The 15,143-nt window shown below is 63.3% G+C and carries 18 protein-coding genes and 2 tRNA genes; 6 read left to right on the top strand and 14 right to left on the bottom strand.

Annotation, left to right across the window (positions count from 1 at the left end; genetic code table 11):
* Window positions 1–9: 9 nt before the first annotated feature.
* On the bottom strand, window positions 10–381 hold the full coding sequence (locus AC0L17_RS12580; protein WP_473516054.1) for a hypothetical protein: 372 nt from the start codon (window positions 379–381) through the stop codon (window positions 10–12).
* Between the two features lie 467 nt (window positions 382–848).
* Window positions 849–1,184 carry a hypothetical protein gene (locus tag AC0L17_RS12575; protein WP_473516053.1) on the bottom strand — a complete coding sequence of 112 codons (336 nt, stop codon included), beginning with the start codon at window positions 1,182–1,184 and terminating at the stop codon, window positions 849–851.
* 144 nt (window positions 1,185–1,328) lie between these two features.
* On the opposite strand from AC0L17_RS12575, the gene AC0L17_RS12570 reads away from it, so the two are divergent.
* Window positions 1,329–1,610: a helix-turn-helix domain-containing protein gene (locus AC0L17_RS12570; protein ID WP_287295224.1), complete on the top strand. Its 282-nt coding sequence runs from the start codon at window positions 1,329–1,331 to the stop codon at window positions 1,608–1,610.
* 199 nt (window positions 1,611–1,809) lie between these two features.
* On the opposite strand, the gene AC0L17_RS12565 is transcribed toward AC0L17_RS12570, so the two are convergent.
* The 3 genes from AC0L17_RS12565 to AC0L17_RS12555 all read right to left on the bottom strand — a co-directional run bounded on the left by AC0L17_RS12565 (window position 1,810) and on the right by AC0L17_RS12555 (window position 2,551).
* Window positions 1,810–1,886 (bottom strand) — tRNA-Arg (locus AC0L17_RS12565).
* A 59-nt stretch (window positions 1,887–1,945) separates the two neighbouring features.
* Window positions 1,946–2,251, bottom strand: coding sequence for an ETC complex I subunit (locus AC0L17_RS12560; RefSeq protein WP_027152615.1), 306 nt, complete (start codon window positions 2,249–2,251; stop codon window positions 1,946–1,948).
* A gap of 223 nt (window positions 2,252–2,474) precedes the next feature.
* Window positions 2,475–2,551 (bottom strand) — tRNA-Pro (locus AC0L17_RS12555).
* A 91-nt stretch (window positions 2,552–2,642) separates the two neighbouring features.
* On the opposite strand from AC0L17_RS12555, the gene AC0L17_RS12550 reads away from it, so the two are divergent.
* Complete coding sequence (locus AC0L17_RS12550; RefSeq protein WP_473516052.1) at window positions 2,643–2,822, top strand: hypothetical protein; 180 nt, start codon at window positions 2,643–2,645, stop codon at window positions 2,820–2,822.
* Between the two features lie 13 nt (window positions 2,823–2,835).
* Here the strand turns inward: AC0L17_RS12550 and AC0L17_RS12545 are convergent, their stop codons facing one another.
* Window positions 2,836–3,663, bottom strand: coding sequence for an alpha/beta fold hydrolase (locus AC0L17_RS12545; RefSeq protein WP_473516051.1), 828 nt, complete (start codon window positions 3,661–3,663; stop codon window positions 2,836–2,838).
* A 120-nt stretch (window positions 3,664–3,783) separates the two neighbouring features.
* Here AC0L17_RS12545 and AC0L17_RS12540 point away from each other — a divergent pair, with 120 nt between their 5' ends.
* Entirely contained in the window at window positions 3,784–4,785 is a 1,002-nt protein-coding gene (locus AC0L17_RS12540; RefSeq protein ID WP_473516050.1) for a GlxA family transcriptional regulator, read from the top strand.
* Between the two features lie 220 nt (window positions 4,786–5,005).
* On the opposite strand, the gene hdaA is transcribed toward AC0L17_RS12540, so the two are convergent.
* The 3 genes from hdaA to AC0L17_RS12525 are packed head-to-tail and all read right to left on the bottom strand — an operon-like array spanning window position 5,006 to window position 7,444.
* Window positions 5,006–5,710 carry a DnaA regulatory inactivator HdaA gene (gene hdaA / locus AC0L17_RS12535; protein WP_473516049.1) on the bottom strand — a complete coding sequence of 235 codons (705 nt, stop codon included), beginning with the start codon at window positions 5,708–5,710 and terminating at the stop codon, window positions 5,006–5,008.
* 5 nt (window positions 5,711–5,715) lie between these two features.
* A complete protein-coding gene (locus AC0L17_RS12530) occupies window positions 5,716–6,915 on the bottom strand; it encodes an AI-2E family transporter (RefSeq protein ID WP_473516048.1) in 1,200 nt (399 codons plus the stop codon).
* A complete protein-coding gene (locus AC0L17_RS12525) occupies window positions 6,887–7,444 on the bottom strand; it encodes a CDP-alcohol phosphatidyltransferase family protein (RefSeq protein ID WP_023800643.1) in 558 nt (185 codons plus the stop codon). Before AC0L17_RS12525 ends, AC0L17_RS12530 begins: the two co-directional genes overlap by 29 nt.
* Before the next feature lie 258 nt (window positions 7,445–7,702).
* Between AC0L17_RS12525 and purM the strand changes: the two genes are divergently transcribed.
* Genes purM through AC0L17_RS12510 form a run of 3 tightly spaced genes read left to right on the top strand, consistent with a single transcriptional unit; the run spans window position 7,703 to window position 10,015 of the window.
* Window positions 7,703–8,767: a phosphoribosylformylglycinamidine cyclo-ligase gene (gene purM, locus AC0L17_RS12520; RefSeq protein ID WP_473516047.1), complete on the top strand. Its 1,065-nt coding sequence runs from the start codon at window positions 7,703–7,705 to the stop codon at window positions 8,765–8,767.
* The gene (purN, locus tag AC0L17_RS12515; protein WP_287395129.1) at window positions 8,764–9,474 is read left to right on the top strand and encodes a phosphoribosylglycinamide formyltransferase; all 711 of its coding nucleotides are present in this window, start codon (window positions 8,764–8,766) and stop codon (window positions 9,472–9,474) included. Before purM ends, purN begins: the two co-directional genes overlap by 4 nt.
* 16 nt (window positions 9,475–9,490) lie before the next feature.
* A complete protein-coding gene (locus AC0L17_RS12510) occupies window positions 9,491–10,015 on the top strand; it encodes a SixA phosphatase family protein (RefSeq protein ID WP_473516046.1) in 525 nt (174 codons plus the stop codon).
* A gap of 73 nt (window positions 10,016–10,088) precedes the next feature.
* On the opposite strand, the gene AC0L17_RS12505 is transcribed toward AC0L17_RS12510, so the two are convergent.
* The 5 genes from AC0L17_RS12505 to AC0L17_RS12485 form a co-directional block, all read right to left on the bottom strand.
* Window positions 10,089–10,358 (bottom strand): DUF680 domain-containing protein, encoded by a 270-nt coding sequence (locus AC0L17_RS12505; protein ID WP_473516045.1) that lies wholly within the window; start codon window positions 10,356–10,358, stop codon window positions 10,089–10,091.
* A 364-nt stretch (window positions 10,359–10,722) separates the two neighbouring features.
* Complete coding sequence (locus AC0L17_RS12500) at window positions 10,723–11,421, bottom strand: DUF2270 domain-containing protein (RefSeq protein ID WP_473516044.1); 699 nt, start codon at window positions 11,419–11,421, stop codon at window positions 10,723–10,725.
* 56 nt (window positions 11,422–11,477) lie between these two features.
* Window positions 11,478–13,586 carry a molybdopterin-containing oxidoreductase family protein gene (locus AC0L17_RS12495; protein WP_473516043.1) on the bottom strand — a complete coding sequence of 703 codons (2,109 nt, stop codon included), beginning with the start codon at window positions 13,584–13,586 and terminating at the stop codon, window positions 11,478–11,480.
* Between the two features lie 110 nt (window positions 13,587–13,696).
* Complete coding sequence (locus AC0L17_RS12490) at window positions 13,697–14,416, bottom strand: cytochrome c biogenesis CcdA family protein (RefSeq protein ID WP_473516042.1); 720 nt, start codon at window positions 14,414–14,416, stop codon at window positions 13,697–13,699.
* A 9-nt stretch (window positions 14,417–14,425) separates the two neighbouring features.
* Complete coding sequence (locus AC0L17_RS12485) at window positions 14,426–14,821, bottom strand: thioredoxin family protein (RefSeq protein ID WP_473516041.1); 396 nt, start codon at window positions 14,819–14,821, stop codon at window positions 14,426–14,428.
* Between the last annotated feature and the right edge of the window lie 322 nt (window positions 14,822–15,143).

Here is a 15,143-nt window from a genome sequence, read left to right as displayed (position 1 = left end):
TCAAACTCCTCACTGCTTTCTGAACGTAATGTTGTCGGTGTAGCCGCGAAGGCTCCATCTGCCGGTAATCGTGCTGCTCGTTGTCTCTGATAGAGTGTAGGTGGCCTGCATGATTCTGATTGTCTTCCCATCGAATGTGCCTGGCGAGCGAAAGGTCGGCGCACCGCCACACGGTCCCGACGAATAGCTAATCTTCTTCCCGCCGCCGCCGATAACCATCTTGCCGCATCCGAAGCTGCCAAAAGACCCGATATATGTGCCATCCACCAATGTGGAAGACTCTGCCGTCGTCGACGCAAATTGCGTGTCGCCATCCGTCGAAGTTGATGTGCACCCGCCGACAGCGAGCCCGGCGACAAAAATTATTGCAAGTATCCGCATAATTCCTCCCTTTGTTTGGTGCCCGAAACACAAATCCGACCAGGGCGTCCGGCGCACCCTTAGTCGGATATTCCAACAAGAATATAACTGTTTGGAATATATAACGACTGGAATTTAGTCAATCCGTTGTCACCCAATCGGACAACGGATGCGCACCTCCCTTTACTCGCCGCTCAACGCACGACTCAGCGAAGCGATGAAGCGTGCGCGATTGGCCGCAGGCATGACGCAGGCGGAACTGGCCGATGCGACCGGAAGGTATGGCCAATAGAATTGGCCAGTGCCTGGGCGCTCCTATTGCCGGCCAACAGGTAGCAGAATTTGCGTGAAGTGCTTTGGGTGCTCAAAGGCCTCGCTTACGCGAGGCCTTTTTCTATGGTTCTGCATCCGTCTAGGATGTCCGACTTCGTGCCATCGGAGCACCGCTGATAGCTCTGCCACACATGCGGCTCCTTGGACTTCTTCGATCAGAGGTCGAGGAAGTCGATGGCGACGGCGTAGCCGTTGTCGATGGGGACGATGCCGATTGCCACATCACTTTCGGGATGTGCGGTGAAGCCGGCGGTCGACAGATCGGCGAATTCGCGACTCTGACAGGCGCCGCTTGCAATGAGCGGTTCGATGACTGCCATGGCCGCCGATTCGTCAGCGCCGAGCTGAAGCGACGGCTGCTGGATAGCCGCGTCCTTGATGGCGACAGCGTCGCTCTGCGCGTTGCAGAAAACGGTGTCAAAGCCGGCTGAAAGGGCCGATGCGGTCGAAGCCAACAGCGCAATGGCTGCAAACATGTGAAGAACTTTCATTGAGAACCTCTCCTTCTTCTCGTTGGGCCAACAGGCCAGGGCGTCCGGCGCACCCTTAGTCGGATATTCCAACAAGAATATAACTGTTTGGAATATATAACGACTGGAATTTAGTCAATCCGTTGTCACCCAATCGGACAACGGATGCGCACCTCCCTTTACTCGCCGCTCAACGCACGACTCAGCGAAGCGATGAAGCGTGCGCGATTGGCCGCAGGCATGACGCAGGCGGAACTGGCCGATGCGACCGGGCGAACGCAGGCATACATCTCGAAGTTCGAAAACGGTCAACTCCGGCTTGATGTTGCCGACTTCCTTGCCTTCGCGAGGTGTCTCGATATCGACGCTCACCACCTGCTTGACGAGCTTGCAACGGACACTGCGACAAAAAAGCCCCCGGTTTTGGATGCCGGGGGCCACTCCTGATCAACGGTCAGGAGTGTCGGTGATGCCCGCCGCTAGCCCGGCCTGATCCGCCAGACGCTCTCGAACCGCCGCTCGCTCGCTACAGCGCTGTTGAGGGCGCGCTCGCGAGCGGCTACCCGCCAGGCTCGCGCAGGAACGAAGGAGAGAGCCTATAGCGAGCCTTGACGAGCCAGCGACAACGCTAAGTCTTTGAAATTATTGGCGATCCCGACAGGATTCGAACCTGTGACCATCGGCTTAGAAGGCCGGTGCTCTATCCAGCTGAGCTACGGGACCGCTGGCCGACGCCAAGGCCGGCTAATTTATGCGCTGGGACGGCTGCCGGCATTTGCCGGTCAATGCGTCCAGGGCGTCCTGCGGTCATAGCGGAAATTCTCCGCATAGGAAATCTGGCGGCGCTTGGATTCCTTCGGCTCCTCGACGCGATAGGCCAGCCCCTCTTTCTCCGCATAGGCCACCGCCTCTTCCCTTGTGTCGAAGGTGAGCCTGATCTGGCTCCGCATGTCACCTGACGTGGTGTAGCCCATCAGCGGATCGATTTTCTTGCGCATCTCGGGATCGAATTCCAGCACCCAGTGGCCGGTCTTGGCCTTGCCGGACTGCATCGCGGTTTTGGCTGGGCTGAAAATGCGCGCGGACATGAACACCTCGTTGCTACGTGCAAGCGGCACCGCCGCTGTATTCCCGTCATTACTGCGCAATGCTGCCGGCGGCAAGGCCGAGCCTGCCGTACCCCCTTCACGGCGGGCCACCGACGATGATGGCGCGAGGTGACGGCCGTGGACAGGACGACCGAGATCGCACCGGGCGTTATCTTCCCGGCGGGGACATTTTATCCGGGTTAACGGCAGCGTGGTGAATGGATGGTCGGAGTGGAGAGATTCGAACTCCCGACCCTCTGGTCCCAAACCAGATGCGCTACCAGGCTGCGCTACACTCCGAGTCCTTGGCGGCGTATAGGGTTCCGGACTTGGCTGCGCAACCCCTAAAAGATGAAAACGGAACAAACGGCAGGCCCGAGTCGAGAGCGGGGTGGGAAATGCCGGCCGGCGCAACGGTTTCGCGGCAGTGCCACCTCAGACACCCAGGTTGCTGTCCAGCGGCACGATGATCGGCCGTGCTGCCGGCGCAGCTGCGCCGGACAGCATCGGCGACGGGCGAAGCACCCGAGCGACCGACGAGCAGCCCGGATTTCCGAGCCTGCCCGCCTGAAGCTTGCGAAGCGTCAGCCCTGGATGAACGCCAGGAGATCCGGATTGATGATCTCCGGGTGGGTGGTGCACATGCCGTGCGGCAGGCCCTCGTAGACCTTGAGCGTGCCGTGCCTCACGAGCCCGGCGGCAAGCAGGGCGGAGTCGGCAATCGGCACGATCTGGTCGTCATCGCCGTGCATGATCAGGACGGGCACGTCGATCTTCGTCAGGTCTTCCGTGAAGTCGGTTTCGGAAAAAGCCTCGATGCAGTCGTAGTGAGCCTTGGCTCCGCCCATCATGCCCTGGCGCCACCAATTGTCGACAGCCCCTTGCGAGACCTTGGCGCCCTCGCGATTGAAGCCGTAGAACGGGCCGGCCGGCACATCCCTGTAGAACTGGGCGCGGTTGGCGACCAAAGCGGCACGGAAGCCGTCAAAGACCTCGATCGGCAGGCCGCCGGGGTTGCTGTCGGTCTTGAGCATGATCGGCGGCACCGCGCCGATCAGCACCGCCTTGGCGACGCGTCCCTCGCCACCGTAGCGGGCAACGTAACGCGCCACCTCGCCGCCGCCGGTCGAGTGGCCGATATGGACGGCGTTCTTGAGATCAAGGTGAGCGACCAGAGCCGCGACATCGGCGGCATAGGTGTCCATCTCGTTACCGGTTGCCGTCTGTGTCGAGCGACCGTGCCCGCGCCGGTCATGCGCGATGACGCGATAGCCCTTGTCGAGGAAGAACAGCATCTGGTTATCCCAGTCATCGGCGCTCAGCGGCCAGCCGTGATGGAACACGATTGGCTGGCCCGTACCCCAATCCTTGTAGAAAATCTCGGTGCCGTCCCTAGTGGGGAATGTGCTCATCGTCGTGCTCCGTGTTAGCCGAATTGGTGGGGAAGGTTCGTTCCTTCTGTGGACAACCTATTGCAACGGAGTCATGGTGAGAATTGGCAAAACAGACATTGAACGTGGCAAAACTGACAGGTGATTTCGCTGTCTGACCGGGTTGAAATCGGGCTTGTTGTGTATCCCGGCGTTCAGCAAGCGGCAGTTCTCGGTCTGACCGACCTGTTTCAGCTGGCCAACCGGCTGGCTGCCGACCGGTCGCCGGACGGGCTGAGGCTCCGCGTCAGCCATTGGCAATGGCAGGAGGCGAGCCAAACCGTCATCCGCAGCTTCGACAGCGAGCCCGGCCCCGACAATGGACCTGCCATGGTCATCCTGCCTCCGACCCTGGGTGATCCGATCCCTCGCGAGACGGCCGCGCCCTACGCCGACTGGCTCAGGGCTCGTCATGCGGCGGGCGCGACGCTCGGCTCGGTCTGCGCCGGCGCCTTCGTGCTTGCCGAGGCTGGCCTGCTATCCGGTCGTGCGGCGACCACGCACTGGGCCTATCGCGACGCGCTGGCGATACGCTTTCCCGACATCGTGCTGGATGCCGACAAGCTGGTCATCGACGACGGCGACATCATCACCGCCGGCGGCTATATGGCCTGGACCGACCTTGGCCTGAAACTCGTCGACAGGGTGCTTGGGCCGACCGTCATGATGGACACCGCCCGTTTCATGCTGGTCGACCCGCCGGGACGCGAGCAACGCTTCTACAGCCCCTTTGCTCCCAGGCTGAACCATGGCGACGAGGCCATCCTCAAGGTGCAGCACTGGCTCCAGGCGAGAGGCGCGCGCGACGTGACGCTTGCCACCATGGCGGAGCATGCGGCCTTGGAGGAGCGGACTTTTTTGCGCCGCTTTCGCAATGCCACCGGCCTCAAGCCGACCGAGTATTGCCAGCACCTGCGCGTCGGCAAGGCGCGCGAGATGCTGCAAGCGACGACCCGATCCATCGACCAGATCGCCTGGGATGTCGGCTATGACGATCCCGGCTCCTTCCGCAAAGTGTTCGCCAGGATAACCGGCCTGGCGCCGGGCGACTACCGCAGGCGCTTCGGCGCGGAACGAGCGGCGGTGGTGGGCGTAGGGAGTTGAGTTATCACCTCGTTGAAGGCAAGCTCGCCGGGAAGAGAACCCCAACCGCCTCATCTCCCGGCGAGCCTACAACCTGATTTGATACGCAATCAGGACCGGGGTTAGCCGGCAAGCTTGCATTTGCAAGAGAGATGCCAGTCAACGTTTCCCGAAATGGGACACCGGCCGGAGCTTCTTTCCTTCTCCCCTTTTTGTGGGAGAAGGGAAGTTCTCCCACCGCCTAAATCTCGAACTCGCCCTGCCCCTCATCCATGGCGCTGACGGTTTCTGCGGCGAGCGCCCTTGTGATCGGCGTCTTGCGCTCCAGTGCCGTGCGGTCGAGCCGCTCGACCACGCGCATCGCGGTGGCCAGCGAGCGCTCGATGCGGCGCACCAGATATTGCACGACATGCGGCTCGACCTCGACCTGGCGGTCGGCGAACAGTTTGGCGATGACACCGGCCAGCAAGAGATCGTCGGGCTCGTGGATCTCGACCATCGCCGCCGCCTTCAGCCGCGATGCGAGGTCGGGGAGCCTGACACCCCAGGCGGACGGAAAGCGCCGCGCGGTCAAGAGCAAGGTCGAGCCGGCCGCGCGCACCGCGTTGATCAGATGGAACAGCCCCTCTTCATCGACCGGACCGGCATCGACATCGTCGATCAGGGCCGGCCGCGCGCCGAGGCTCGCCATGCAGTCGCCGATCCGACCGGCGTCGACCTTCACCGCGCCGGCGCGGGCGCGCCAGATCGACGCCAGATGGGTTTTTCCACAGCCTGCGGGGCCAGCGAGCACGACCACCGGCGACGGCCAGTCCGGCCAGCGATCGACCAGTGCCACCGCCTGGCTGTTGGTGCCTGAGACGACGAGTTCGTCGCGCGAATAGCCGGTTCCGTGGCCGAGATCGAGCGGCAACTGGCGCGGCGGGTCGATCTTGTTATCCGGCATCTGGCTCAACTGCGCGGCCCACCGCTCCCGCGGCGACGCGCCGGCAGCGGCGGCACAGGTTCGGTGCTGTGGCCCTTGTAGAGCGGCGACTCGAGATAGCGGGCGATGGCAAAGCGCACCAGGACGGCAACGGCAGCCGAGGCCGGCACGGCGATCAGCAAGCCGACGAAGCCGAACAGCGCGCCGAAGGCAAACAGCGAAAACATCAGCCACACCGGATGCAGGCCGACGCTTTTTCCCACCAGCCTCGGCTGCAGGATGTTGCCCTCGATGAACTGGCCGACAAAGAACACGCCGGCCACCGCCGCGACCATGGTCCAGTCCGGCCAGAACTGGACGAAGGCGACGCCGACGGCCAGCACCAGCCCGGTCAGCGAGCCAACATAGGGGATGAAGGAGATCAGCCCGGCGAACAGGCCGATGAGGATGGCGAAATTCAGACCGGTCAGCGTCAGCCCGGTGGCGTACATGGCACCCAGTACCAGGCACAGCGTGCCCTGACCGCGCACAAAGCCGGCGGTGGCGGTGTTGATGTCGTTGGCGATCGCCCTGACGGTCTGGACATAATCGCGCGGCACCCAGCTGTCGACAATCGTCACCATGCGATCCCAGTCGAGCAGCATGTAGAAGGCGACGACGGGCGTGACGACGAACAGGCTGACCACCGAGACCAGCGCCACGCCGGAACTCCAGATCGAGGTGAACACTGTGGTCAGCAGGCCGAAGCCGGAGGTCAGCAGCGAGTTCAACCCTTCGCGCAGGCCATTGGCGTCGACGCCGAATTGCTCTTCCAGCCATCTCGGATCGAAGCTGGTGATCAGGCTCTGCAGCCGGGTCAGGTATTCCGGCAGCTTGCTGGCAAAATCGGCCATCTGCGAAGCCAGCACCGGTATGAGGATGACGAAGGCCAGCACCAGAACGACGATGAAGGCAAACAGGATGACAATCGTCGCCATCAGCCTGGAGAGGCCGAGCCGCTGCAGCCGGTCGGCGACCGGGTCGAGGAAGTAGGCGAGCACCATGCCGGCGACGAACGGCAGCAGGATGCCGCTGAAGACATAGAGGAAGATCGCGAGGATGATGGCGCTGATCAGCCAGAAGCGGATTTGGCGCCGAAACACGCCGGACGCGGCCGCATCGGCAGCGGCAGCTTCGGCTGCCGCGTCGATGTTCTGGTCAGGTATCCGGTTTGGAGCCTTCGCCATAGCCGCTCATATGCCTCAGCCAAGCCACGAGATAGGCCGCGGCCGAAGCCACGGTCAAGACCCCGGACAGCAATATGAGCACCGGCCTGAGCGGATCGAGATCGATGGCGAGGGCCAGTTCGCCCAGCACCACCGCCGCCAGCCCGATCTGGACGGCGGTGTTGGCCTTCGACACGAACAGCGGCTTCATCTCGACCGGGTGGGCCATGACGGTGGACAGAACGACGGCGCAGACGATCAGCGCATCGCGCGACACCATGGTGACGACCAGCCACAGCGGCAATTCACCGATGAAGCCCAGCACAACGAACACCGAGACCAGCAGCAATTTGTCGGCCATCGGATCGAGATAGGCGCCAAGCTGCGAAAACTGGTTGAAATGGCGGGCGATGAAGCCGTCGACGCCGTCGGAAATGCCGGCGATCAGGAAGCCGGCGAAAGCCCAGTCCCAGCGCCCCTGCAGCATGGCCAGCACCACGCCCGGCACCAGCACGAAACGCATGATCGTGATCATGTTGGGGATGGTCAAACGCATGTCCCGTCGCTTCTGTTTTGATGATACATGATAGACATGAGAGGCTACGGCAAGTGAGAGCGACGCAGATGCTGCCAATCTCCGCTCGTGGGAAGAGATTGGCTATCTTCAAGGCCTTCGCCATCGCCAATGTTGGAGATTTGCCCGAGGCCTCTGTCCACGATTTTGTGATGCCGAAAATGCCTGAGCCAGCCGTTATCCTTGCGAGGCGCAGCCGTTCATGCGAAGAGCCCCGGAAAGCAGGAAAGAGTGATGAGCAAGCGCAAGAACGGGCTCACCTATGCCGAGGCGGGTGTCGACATCGATGCCGGCAACCTCATGGTCGAAAAGATCAAGCCGCTGGTGCGCGCGACGCGCCGGCCGGGCGCCGATGGCGAGATCGGCGGCTTTGGCGGCCTGTTCGACCTCAAGGCCGCCGGCTTCACCGACCCGGTGCTGGTCGCCGCCAATGACGGCGTCGGCACCAAGCTGAAGATCGCCATCGATGCCGGCAAGCACGACACGATCGGCATCGACCTCGTCGCCATGTGCGTCAACGACATCGTCGTGCAGGGCGCCGAGCCATTGTTCTTCCTCGACTATTTCGCCACTGGCAAGCTCGACCCCGACCACGGTGCGGCGATCGTCGGCGGCATCGCCGAGGGCTGCCGGCAGGCCGGATGCGCGCTGATCGGCGGCGAGACGGCGGAAATGCCCGGCATGTATCACGGCAAGGACTACGACCTCGCCGGCTTTGCCGTGGGCGCGGCCGAACGCGGCCAGTTGCTGCCGACCGACGATATCGTCGAGGGCGACGTGCTGTTGGGGCTGGCCTCGTCGGGCCTGCATTCAAATGGCTTTTCGCTGGTCCGCCGCATCGTCGCCACCAGCGGCCTTGCGTGGACCGATCCAGCGCCCTTCAACGATGAAGCCACGCTGGCCGAGGCGCTGCTCGAGCCGACCCGCATCTACGTCAAGTCGATCCTCAAGGCGATCCGTAACACGCGTGGCATCAAGGCACTGGCCCATATTACCGGCGGCGGTTTCCCGGAAAACATCCCGCGCGTCCTGCCGAAGGATTTTTCGGCCGAGCTCGACCTCGACGCCATCGAAGTGCCGGCGGTGTTCTCATGGCTGGCCAAGACCGGCGGCGTGGCGCCGGAAGAGATGATGCGCACCTTCAACTGCGGCGTCGGCATGATCCTCGCCGTCGCCTCCGGCCAGGCGGCACAGGTCGCGGCCGTGCTGCAGGAGGCCGGCGAGAGCGTGACGCCGATCGGCCGCATCGTGCCGCGCCGCGACGCCGGCGTGATCTATCGGGGCGCGATCGGCCTATGAGCATGCGCAAACGCACCGTGGTGCTGATTTCGGGACGCGGCTCCAACATGACGGCGCTGATCGCCGCGGCCACCTATCCGGGTTATCCGGCAGAGATCGTCGGCGTCATTTCCGACCGGGCCAATGCCGCCGGTCTCGGCATCGCGGCGGCGCGCGGCATCGCCACCAAGGTGATTTCGCGGGCCGACTATACCAGCAAGGAAGCGCATGACGGCGCAATCGACGCCGCACTTGTCTCGTTCGGCGCCGAGATCGTGGCGCTGGCCGGTTATATGCGCATTCTCGGCGCGCGCTTCGTCGAGAAATGGCTGGGCCGGATGATCAACATCCACCCTGCCCTGCTGCCCGCCTTCAAGGGGCTGGATACGCATGCGCGCGCCTTGCGCGCCGGCATACGCATCCATGGCTGCACGGTGCATTTCGTCACGCTGGACATGGATGACGGCCCGATCATCGCCCAGGCCGCCGTGCCGGTGATGGTCGGCGACAATGAGGACATGCTCGCCGCGCGTGTGCTGAAGGCCGAGCACCGGCTTTATCCGCTGGCGCTCGGGCTGGTCGCCGAAGGCAAGGCGCGGATGGAAGGCGGCCGCACCGTGCTTGCCCACTTCGCCGACGATGCCGACAACAGCACCTCCGTGATCATGGCGCCCGATCCGCTGCGCGAGGAGACCGACCTCGAGCATCTGGCGCGCATCACGCCTTGAGCAGGAGGAGGCCGGCATGGCGACAACGAGGCAACTCCTTCTTCTGCGTCACGCCAAGTCGAGCTGGGACGATCCTGACCTCATCGACTTCGACCGGCCGCTTTCCGGGCGCGGGCTGAAGGCCGCCCCGCTGGTCGGTCGCGAACTGGCCAGCCAGGGCTGGCTGCCCGATCTGGCGCTGGTATCGCCGGCGCTGCGCAGTCGCGACACATGGCGGCTGGTTTCGGCGGAACTGCCCGCGAAAACGCCGGCCAAATTCGTCCAGGCGCTCTACGAGGCCAGTGCGGCAGACGTTCTCGCCAAGGTACGGCAGGCAAATGCGGCAACGAGCAGTCTCTTGGTGCTCGGCCATAATCCCGGCCTGGAGGAATTCGCGTGCCGACTTGCCGGCGCCGGGTCGGATGCCGCGGCACTCAATAAGCTTGAAGAAAAATTCCCGACGGCAGCCCTCGCCCGCTTCGTTTTCGACGGTGACTGGGCGCGGCTGGCCCTCGGCGATGCGCGGCTGACACACTGCGTTTGGCCGAAGGATCTGCGCTAAATGAGTGCTGTGACTTGATAAGCAAGAACGGCGGGCCAAGCCCGCCGCTCTTTGCGTTCCGCAGCTTGAGGATTTAGCGGCCCCAGTTGCCCCGGCCGGACTGAGGCACGACCGGTTCAGTCGTGCCGGGCTGGGTCGTCGCGTTGGTATTGACGGTATTGTGCTCCGCCGTAAACGGCTTGCGGATCGAGCCCGTGAACGTGCTGTCGACATTTCCAACAGCCGCATTGCCAATAGGCGCGGCCGGCTGGTTGGCGCCGTCCGAACCATAATGGTCGCTGCCGGCAAAGGCGCTGCCTGTGGCAATGAGGATGGCGGCAGCGGTGAGAGCAATCTTGGTCATTTCAGGTACTCCAGTACTTTCATACTTTCAGTGTTGTTGTCCGTCTGGTGGCGTGCCTTGGGAGGATTTCGCGTCGCTCGGACCACCCCGAGGTGGGTTGGCCCTGCAGCAGTTTCCAATCACGAAGATGTTCCGGCTACGACCTGAACCGGGTGCTTGAAATCCGTCAAAAGGCTTCCCTCGCCACAATTTTTCACATCCTCTTCAATACGTTAGACAAATTCGCCTGCCGCGTGGCGCGGCCATCTGCTGAGCCGGCGTTCACTGTGTCATGCACGATCCGTCAATAGAAACGAACCGATCGGTTCGATTTTCCCGCTGACGCGCAAGTGAAGCCATGCAGCTGCCGGCTTTCGTTTGCCGCTTAGACGTGCACGTCGCCAAAGGAGAGCTCGCCGTCGTCGCTGGCGGTCAGGAACGCCGTGACCAGCAGGCCGGCATAGAGGGCGGCGACCAGCACGACGATGACCAGGCCGGGAATGGGTCCCAGAGCAGCGCCGGCAACCGCCTCGCGCACCGAATTGACGAAGTCGATGCGGACACCTTCGGTTAGAAGACTGGGGGTCGACAGTTTCAGGATCCAGGCCAACAGCAGGATCAGCAGCATGTGGATGTAGTTTCGACGCAGACGGCGCGCCAACGCCGCTCGTTGCGAAATGAGGAATTTTGGAGTGCGCAGACTTTCGCCGACGACCAACAGCCAATCGGACGCGAAGTCCGGCTGCGGCGAGAATATCTGCGCGAAATAGTGCCGTTCGAACTGGCGCACGCGGGCCCGGTAAACGTCGAAGAAGCGATATCGCCGCGCTTCTATCCACAGCAGCAACAGGACAAGCAGCATGGCAAAAAGCAGCACGCCGTGATGCGCGCTGGCCGTCGAAAGCGAGATGGACAACATAGCCGCGACGACCGTTATCGCCCAATTGCTCGTCCGGTCCAGACGGTCGCGCCACCCCGTCATGCGCAGAATCTCGGCGCGATGAAAATGCGCCATCGTGGTCACGAGTTCGCCGGGCGAAAGCGTCCTTCCAACGGGGGCCGGCGCTGCCAACGCTTCTGCCATCACCATGTCTCCACCGCCACGCAAAAACGGTTGGTTGGGCATATCGTTCCGACGCTTCACTTTGCCGGGCGCAGCCACACCTTGTTGTCGTGGAATGCCGCACCGCCATAGGGCGCCGGCGCGTCGGCGCCGGTCAGGACGTTGATGCCCTCGCCGCGTTCGTGGGCGCTGTTCGGCCAGATGCCTTCGGCCACCACGACACCGCGCTTGAGGCCGTCGAACAATCTTGCGTGCAGCACAACTTCGCCGCGCGTATTACCGATCTCGACGCGGTCGCCATTGGCCAGCCCATAGGCTGCCGCATCGTCCGGATGCAAAAGCAGTTCCGGCCGGCCCTCCTTGGCCATCGACACCGGCGTCTCGGAAAAAGTCGAGTTGAGGAAATTGCGCGCCGGCGAGGTGGTCAGCCGGAACGGATGCGCAGCATCCGCCACCTCGATCAGATCGACATGGTCGGGAAATGCCGGCAGGCTTGCCACCGGCCCGAACAGGCCCATGCTTTTCGGCGGCCGGTTGGGCGCCGCCTGCCCGGTCCAGTCGGCGCGAAAGCGGAATTTTCCGTCCGCGTGGCCGAAGCCGTCGATAAAATGCGCCGCTTCGAAATCCGGCTGCAAATCGATCCATTTTTCGTCCCTTAAGCTGGAGAAACTACCCAGCCCGCGCTTGCCCAAAATGTTGTCGATATGCTGCTGCTCGGTCATGCGGAAGCCAGGCCTGTCGCCAACACCGAGCCTTTTGCCGAGTTGCTCGATGACGAAGTGGTTGCTGCGCGGCCCTTCCGGCGGGTCGATCAGCTTCGGCCCGAGCGTGATGTGCTGATTGCCGCCGCCCTTGTAGATATCGTCATGCTCTAGAAACATCGTCGCCGGCAGCACGACATCTCCGAGTTTTGCGGTGTCGGTCATGAACTGTTCGTGCACGCAGGAAAACAGGTCGTCGCGCAAAAAACCCTGCTTCACCAGCCGCTGCTCCGGCGCGACATTGACCGGATTGGTGTTCTGGATCAGCAGCGCCGTCACCGGCGGGCCGCCATAGAGCGCATCCTCAGCGCCGGTCAGCACCGGGCCGATGCGCGAATGGTCGAGATGGCGGATCGCCGGGTCGCGCATCCGCGTGCCTTCCAGCAGTTCCTGGTTCAGCTTGAAGATGCCCGAATTGGAATGGAAGGCGCCGCCGCCCTCATATTGCCAGCAGCCGGTGACCGCGGCGATCGAGGCGGCGGCATGCATGTTGACCGAGCCGTTGCGCTGCCGCGAAAAGCCGTAGCCGAGGCGGAAATAGGTTTTCTTGGTCGTGCCGACGAGACGGGCGAAGGCCTCGATCTCATCGACGGAAAGCCCGGTGATATCAGCCGCCCATTGCGGCGTCCTCGTCTGAAGATGCGCTTCCAGACCGTGCGGATCGTCGGTGTATTTTGCCAAATAGGCGCGGTCGGCCATGCCGTCACGGAACAGCACATGCATCACCGCGCAGGCCAGCGCACCGTCGGTGCCGGGCTTCAGCACCAGGCCGAGATCGGCCTGCTTCATCGTCGCGTTCTCGTAGACGTCGATGACGACGATCTTGGCGCTGCGCTCCTTGCGCGCCTTGATCGCGTGGGTCATGACGTTGACCTGGGTGACCACGGCATTGGTGCCCCAGACCACCACGCAGTCGGACTTGGCCATCTCGCGCGGGTCGGGACCGCGCAGCGCGCCGGCCCCCATCATCCAGCCGGTCCAGGCCAGATTGGTGCAGATCGAACCGAAAAAGCCGGAATATTTTTTCGCGTGGCGCAGCCGCTCGATGCCGTCGCGCTGCACCAGCCCCATGGTGCCGGCATAGTAATAGGGCCAGACCGTCTCCGAGCCATATCTTGCCTCGGCCGCGATGAATTTTTCGGCGACCAAGTCGAGTGCGGCCTCCCAGCTCGCGTCCTTCCAAAGGCCCTCACCCTTGGCGCCCGCCCGGATCAGCGGCTTCAGCAAGCGGTCGGGATGATGGACGCGGTCGGCATAACGGGCGACCTTGGCGCAGATGACGCCAGCCGTGTAGCTGTTGGCCTTGGCGCCATGGACGCGGCCGATGCGCTTGCTGTCGAGCAGCTCGACCTCGAGCGCGCAGGTCGACGGGCAATCATGCGGACAGGCCGAATGGCCGATTTTGAGTTTGGCGTGCTGATTCATAAGCCCAAGCTAGCCGCTTATGGCGGCGGCGTGTAGGGCCAGATGCAGCGCTAACTTGCTTCTCCTTGTTGAGGCAAGCTGAAAATCTGGCGACCACCAGCGCGGAGCCGTTAGAACTGCGTCGTCAACGCCGTCAGCCACTCGGGCGAAGCGTTGACGAGCGCGGTTTCCAACGCCTTGTCGAACCCAGACAGAATCGCGGCGGCGGTCATCACCAGCAAGACGCCGAAGGCGACCTTCAGCCCGCTGCCGGCGCTGGCGATGTGGCTGCGCCAACTCAGCAAGGTCTCGCGGGACAGTAGTCCGAGGATCAGCAACGGCACGGCAGCACCGAGACCAAACAGGACCATGGTGACCCCAACCTGGCCAAGGTCTTGGCCCTGCGCTGCAAGGACGGAAGCGGCACCGAGAGTCGGGCCAACGCAAGGGCTCCACACCGCGCCGAGCAACAGACCGACGCCGAACTGCCCCCAAAGGCCAACGGATGAAAAGCCGCCAAACCGCTGCTCGACCCAGTTGCCGGCCGGACCGGCCGCAAGCGCGATATGCGCCTGGAGTGGCGGCACGATCAATATCGTGCCGAGGACGAGCATCAGAACTGCGGCGGCGCTGCGAAAGACACCGCCATCAAGCCCGACGGAGAACCCGATCGTGGCGACGAAAAGCCCTATGGCCGTGAAGGATATGGCAAGTCCTGCGGCCAGCGCGATGGGGCCATAGCGATGCTGACTGACGGCAGCACCGAGCACGATCGGGATCAGCGGCAGCACGCATGGCGACAGCGTCGACAGCACCCCGGCCAGGAACGAAAATATGAAGCCGAGTAGCATCTCCGCCGCTCAGATCGTTTTATCAAGCAATTGCTTGATGGCATCCGCCTTGGTCACGCCAACAAGCCGACCGACTTCCATTGCGCCCTTGAAGGTGATCAGCGTGCTCTGCATCCGCGCACCAAGAGCCCGAACAACCTCTTTTTGGGAATCGAAATCGACTTCGAAAACGGCCAGTTTTGCGTGCTCGGGCGCAGGCAGCAACTTGCCGAGCACCCGCTTCTGCGCCTTGCAGATCGGACACCAGCTGGCGGTGATCTCGACCAGGATCGGCTTGCCTGCCTTTTGCGCCTTTTCGAAGGCCTGCCGTGTGTAGGCCATGCGGCTGGCAGCCAGCGCCGCCGGAGCCGAGGCGAGGCCGGATATTGCGGTCAGGCCGATGAGGAAGGTGCGACGGTCTAGCATTTCTTGACTCCTGAAGGTGTCGGCGGGCAAGTAATCCCGCCATGGTCGGACATGAGGATACGGTCCGTTATTCGCGCCAGCGACGGCGAACGTTACAGGCTCACGGTAATGTTACCGAGGCCGCCCTTCGCTTGTGTCCACTTGCAGTGGCGCAAGCGCCTATCTCCCCCCTTGAGGGGGAGATGTCGCCGAAGGCGACAGAGGGGGTCGCGGGGGGGGGGGGGGGGGCCGGGGGGGCGGCGGGGGCGCGCGGGGGCGACACGGGGGCGCCCCCCCAGCGCCGCACGGCGAGGAACCCCCCAAGGGGGGGCGGGCGCCGCGA

This window comes from Mesorhizobium sp. WSM4829, assembly GCF_055811475.1.
This window is presented reverse-complemented; position numbering and strand designations above follow the sequence as displayed.